7 protein-coding genes and 1 pseudogene are annotated in these 5068 nt (G+C 66.3%); 7 read left to right on the top strand and 1 reads right to left on the bottom strand.

Annotated elements, in window-relative coordinates:
• The 4 genes and pseudogenes from ACWC2T_RS45600 to ACWC2T_RS45585 form a co-directional block, all read left to right on the top strand.
• A partial coding sequence (locus ACWC2T_RS45600; protein WP_450676180.1) for an ATP-binding protein occupies nt 1-238 on the top strand: 238 nt, incomplete at its 5' end.
• 276 nt (nt 239-514) lie between these two features.
• Nucleotides 515-826: a transposase gene (locus tag ACWC2T_RS45595; RefSeq protein WP_450676179.1), complete on the top strand. Its 312-nt coding sequence runs from the start codon at nt 515-517 to the stop codon at nt 824-826.
• Nucleotides 793-1449: pseudogene (locus ACWC2T_RS45590) on the top strand (IS3 family transposase); the annotation flags it as partial. The gene ACWC2T_RS45595 and the pseudogene ACWC2T_RS45590, both read left to right, overlap by 34 nt.
• 46 nt (nt 1450-1495) lie before the next feature.
• Nucleotides 1496-1735 carry an integrase core domain-containing protein gene (locus tag ACWC2T_RS45585; RefSeq protein ID WP_450676178.1) on the top strand — a complete coding sequence of 80 codons (240 nt, stop codon included), beginning with the start codon at nt 1496-1498 and terminating at the stop codon, nt 1733-1735.
• 514 nt (nt 1736-2249) lie between these two features.
• Here ACWC2T_RS45585 and ACWC2T_RS45580 read toward each other — a convergent pair.
• Nucleotides 2250-2801 carry a hypothetical protein gene (locus ACWC2T_RS45580; protein WP_450676177.1) on the bottom strand — a complete coding sequence of 184 codons (552 nt, stop codon included), beginning with the start codon at nt 2799-2801 and terminating at the stop codon, nt 2250-2252.
• Between the two features lie 336 nt (nt 2802-3137).
• Here ACWC2T_RS45580 and ACWC2T_RS45575 point away from each other — a divergent pair, with 336 nt between their 5' ends.
• The 3 genes from ACWC2T_RS45575 to ACWC2T_RS45565 all read left to right on the top strand — a co-directional run.
• Nucleotides 3138-3992 carry a fumarylacetoacetate hydrolase family protein gene (locus tag ACWC2T_RS45575; protein ID WP_450676176.1) on the top strand — a complete coding sequence of 285 codons (855 nt, stop codon included), beginning with the start codon at nt 3138-3140 and terminating at the stop codon, nt 3990-3992.
• Nucleotides 3993-4347: 355 nt separating this feature from the next.
• Entirely contained in the window at nt 4348-4737 is a 390-nt protein-coding gene (locus tag ACWC2T_RS45570; RefSeq protein WP_450676175.1) for a YciI family protein, read from the top strand.
• Between the two features lie 105 nt (nt 4738-4842).
• A partial coding sequence (locus tag ACWC2T_RS45565) for a hypothetical protein (protein WP_450676174.1) occupies nt 4843-5068 on the top strand: 226 nt, incomplete at its 3' end.

The following is a 5068-nucleotide window of genomic DNA, read 5'->3' as shown; positions in this document are numbered from 1 at the left end:
AGCACTACCGCGAGAACCAACGAGGACCGCAGGAACGGGATACGGGCAGGTGGCAGCAGCAACTCTCGTGAGGGAACAAGTGCCAGCCCCAGATGGATTCGACGAGATCATGCCCAAGACCCTGGCCACCGCGACGGTCGACCGGCTCATGCACCACGCTCACATCGTCGTCACCCAGGGTGACAGCTACCGGCTCACCCAGGCCACCAGCGGACAAGGGGTGAAGCCCTTCAGCTGACCCGACCGACCCGAGGGCGGGGAATTATCTGGCCGCCACCGGGGACATCTCGATGGCCGCCAGCGGGGCGAACTCCTGGCCGCCTACGGGGAGAACGACATGGCCGTTGACAGGTTTCGATCGCGACCGGGATCGGGGCGCCGGCAGCGTCGCCGTGCTCGCCGAGCAGGTCGAGTAGCTGCTGGAGACCGGTGGGATCGTCGGTGAGGTTCCCCTCCTACTGTGGAGACCGTGACCGAAGGGGTAGTTGGGGTCATGGCATCCAGGAAGCGCATCTTGGACGCCGAGTTCCGCGAGGGGGCGGTACGGATCGTGACGGAGACCGGGAAGCCGATTCCGGAAGTGGCTGAGGATCTGGGCATCCACCCGGGGACGTTGCACAGCTGGGTGTCGCGGGCGCGGCGCAACGGGTCGCCGTCGTCGGATCGGCCGGTGGCCGAGCCATCGCCCGGCGGTCGTCTTCGGGAGAGCGAGCGCTCTGAGCTGGAGCGGCTGCGGGCCGAGGCCAGGGAGAAGGACAAGCGCATCCGCGAGCTGGAGATGGAGCGTGATGTGTGCAAGCGATTCGTGGCCTTGTGGGTGAAGTAGCTGAGGCGGACCCGGCCGTCGCGGTCCGGGTGATCAGCAGCTGCAAGGCCGAGCAGAAGATTCCTTACCGCACCGCCTGCCGGGCGCTGGGGGTGTCCGAGTCGTGGTTCTACAAGTGGCGGGATCGTCCGCCGACGGCGCGTGAGGTGCGCCGGCAGCAGCTGGCCGAGGAGATCGAAGAGATCTTCCACGGCTCGGGCGGCACCTACGGCTCGCCGAAGGTGTTCATCGAGCTGATACGCAGAGGCTGGCGACTGTCGGTGAACACGGTCGCGAAGGTCATGGCCGAACTCGGGCTGGCTGGACGGAAGGTGCGTCGCCGCCGGTCGCTGACGAGGCCGGGCAAGCGGCCGGCTGCCGCGGACTTCGTGCGCCGGGATTTCACCGCCGAGGAGCCCGATCTCGTCTGGGCGGGCGATCTCACCGAGATCGAAACCGGCGAGGGCAAGCTGTACTTGGCGACGGTCATCGACCTGTTCTCCCGTCGCCTTCTCGGCTACGCGATGGCCGAGCGGCATGACGCCTACCTGGTCGTCGCGTCCCTGAACATGGCCGCGGCCACCCGCGGCGGCGACGTGCGCGGCGTGATCATGCACACGGACAGGGGCAGCCGAGTACTGCTCACGACGGTTCAAGCGGGCTTGCCGAAAGCTCGGCATCGTCCAGTCCATGGGCAGAGTCGGATCTTGTTTCGACAACGCCGTGAGCGAGGCGTTCAACAGCGTCCTCAAAGTCGAGTACGTCCACCGCCATGCCTTCCGCACCCGCACCGAGGCCCGCATCAAGATCGCCACCTGGATCACCGACTTCTACAACGCCAGGCGACTACACAGCGTGTGCGGGTTCAAGAGCCCGATCGACCACGAACGTGACTACCGAGCCACCCTCGCCGAGGGACTGGCCGCATAGATCGTCTCCACGCTGCGAGGGGATTGACACCACCGCAAGACGCTGCAGGTGACGATCGTCGATCTTGCTGCCGGGCCGCTCCCACGGCATCACCGAGGTCATCGCGCGTCCCGTTCACTCACCGTCACGGAGACCGTCAACGCGCGGCTCGCCAGCCGCACCAACTGCCCGACGACCACCTGCCGGTTCGCTTCCGGCAGCGCAGCCCACACCTGCTCGTCTGGAACCACCCGCGCTGTTGTCTGGGGCCGACGTCACTGTCGTCGGGCACGCGGACTCGTTCCCCTCGTCGCTGATCCGGCCCCGCAACCGATGGGCCACAGCGGCCAGCCGCTGCAGACCCTCACGACCGATTATCTTGCGTCCCCGTCCTGCTCTGACTATCCATAAGCGCAGTGTGCTTGGGCGATTGAGCGGTTCTTCGCCCACCTGATGCGCACCCGTCGTCTGGTGCGCGACTTCGAACGCCGCACCGCCAGCGCCGAGGCGATGGTCTGCTGGTCGATGACCCTGCTCATGACGCGCCGCCTTGCCCGGCCGGGCCCTGGGCGAGAGTGAACCGGCCCGGCTGCCGCTCGGCCAGCCAGCCCCGTGCGACCAGGCGTTTCGCCTTCGACCGCAGCGCCTCCACCTTGGCCGGCACCGCGTCCAGGCCGAACATCACGGCCAACTCCTGGCAGGCCAGGGGCGCTTGACGAAGCCGGTGCCGGTCCGCGAGCGCGGTGAGGATGCGCTGATAGTCCACCGACAGCACCGACCAGTCCAGCCCCTCACGCCACATGGCCACCTGTGATCTGGGCTTCGCGGCTCCCGCCGCTGACGACGTCTGCTCGGCCCGTTTGCCGAAGGTCGGCCCTGTCCGGCCGATCTGGTCGTGGCCCTGCTCGGTCTCCTCGACCGGGTCCAGCACTTCGCCGACCCGCGAGCGGGCGATGGCCCATTCCTTCCAGTCCCGCTCGGCCAGGGCCAGCTCGGCCTGGATCCGGTCGGCCTCCTCCCGCAGCTCGTCCACCCGACGCCGAGCATCGAGCTCACGCTGTTCAAGCAGCCCCTCGACCGACGGCATCCACGACCTCCACGGGAACGGCGACACGACAGGTCACCACTCCCACAACGGCACCAGACTATGCCTGACCAGCGGAAACGAAGTCCTCAAGCCCGGAAAGACAACAGCTTCTCACGCACCTCAGCCACGTGATCAAACGGAAGCCGAAGAAGATCCAGTACGCCCCCACCTCGTGGACGGCTGTCTGCCATCCACCGGTCTGACCATGGACAACGACGCAATCAGCCGTACGATCATACCGCGAGGTTTCGAAAGAACCTTGCTTAGGCGAAAGTCGGCTGATAGACATGAAAGGAAATGCGTTGGCGTCAACAGTGTTGAGTCAGGGAGTGCAGCGTGCGTTTTGCAAATGTTGCGGGCAGGTTGAACCTGGTGACGACGGCAGGGAGGGCGGTGGACATCGAAAGGGCCAGCGGTGGTCGTTTCGGCTCGGATGTGCAGCGTGCCTACGAACGGTGGGACGAGTTGCTGGACGTGGCACGCACGCTCGGCGATTCGCAAGCGGGGGTTGAGCTGCCGATCACCGCGTTGGGAAACCCCGTACCCCAGCCGCGTCAGGTCTATGCGGTCGGGCTGAACTACGCCGATCATGCGGCCGAGTCCTCGTTCACCGTGCCAGAAGAGCCTGCGGTGTTCACGAAGTACGTCACGTCGCTGACCGGTCCGTACGGTGACATCACACTTCCCCCGGGAAGCGTGGACTGGGAGGTCGAGCTGGTCGTGGTGATCGGCAGGCGCGCGTACCGGGTGGCCGCGGAGAAGGGCTGGGACCATGTCGCCGGCGTTACGGTGGGGCAGGATATCTCCGAGCGGGACTTGCAGAGAGTCGGACCCGCCCCGCAGTTCAGTCTGGCCAAGTCGTACCCGGCTTTTGGCCCGATCGGCCCGGTGCTGGTGACGCCGGACGAGTTGGAAGACCGGGACGACCTGGAGCTGGGCTGCTTGGTGAACGGCGAGCAGATGCAGAAGGGTCGAACGTCTGACATGGTGTTTAACGTTCCCGAGCTGATCGCCCGGCTGTCCGCGGTGACCCCGCTGCTGCCCGGCGACGTGATCTTCACCGGGACTCCGGCTGGAGTCGGCCTCGGGCGCACCCCACAGCGGTTCCTTGCGCCCGGTGATGAACTCGTAACCTATGTGCGTGGAGTAGGGGAGATGCGCCACCGTATGGTGACCGGCCAGAGAGCCTGACGTTCTGACGACTCAGCAACGTCACTTCACGGGCTTTCCTCGATCGCGGTTGGGGGTGCCCAACCTCGCCGACAACCATGCGTGTCACCCTGAGTTCCGCACCCATGAGGAAGTTCGGGGTTCCAGCCCCGGGGGAGCTGAGGGTGCTTGGCCGGAGCCGGGGTCCCGATGAAGCGTCCGCAGCATGAGCGGGTACGACCTACCGGGACGCCGGCGAGTCTCGTTTGTCAACTTATGGGACCAGGCCCTTGCCGGTCGCGGGACCACCATGGGAACACGCCAACTGCGTGAACATGCTCTCGCCCGAGGTGTGGGCCGATCTTCGAGCGCCAGCGGATGAAGAAGGAGAACCGCCATGAAGTTCCTGCTGCTGAAGCTCTACCGGGGTGGCCCGGCCCCCGAAGTCGACTGGGTGCCGATGGACCGATGGACGCCGGAGGAGGTCGACAAGCATGTGCAATTCATGCAGGACTTCACGGCCCGTCTGGAGGAGACGGGTGAGCTCGTCGGTACCCAGGTGCTGTCGCCCGAGGGTGCGTTCGTGCGGTACGGCGGCGAGGGGCGCCCACCGGTGACCCAGGGTCCGTTCACCGGGACAAAGGATCTGATCGCCGGTTGGATAGCCGTCGACGTAAACTCGCGGGATCGCGCGATCGCGCTGGCCGGGGAGTTGTCCGCTGCTCCTGGGGCTGGCGGCGAGCCGCTCTACGAGTGGCTCGAGGTGCGACCGATTCTTTCCGAGTAGCCCATGGTGGCCGAGTCGACGAGTCGCTGCCGCGGGAGTTGGTGCCCATGTTGACCGGTGTTCCTCGACCGGCACAGAGCACACTTTGTATCGGCCGGGGACGCCGTGCAAAGCCGGATCTGGCCGGACGCGGCCTGGCCGGACGATTCCCTGCGCGATCCGAAGGCATGGCTGAGCATCGGCGCGTGGCGCCAGTTCTCCGGCACCGCACGCACCGCTGGTGCAGGTAGCGACTTAGACCGTGTCCTATGTGGTGAGGCGCATCAGTCGCTTGTAGCAGCAGATGGCTGCGGCCAAGCCGAGAAAGGCCAGGTAGTTACGGGGATCGCGC

The sequence above is a fragment of the Streptomyces sp. NPDC001393 genome, assembly GCF_053597455.1.
This window is presented reverse-complemented; position numbering and strand designations above follow the sequence as displayed.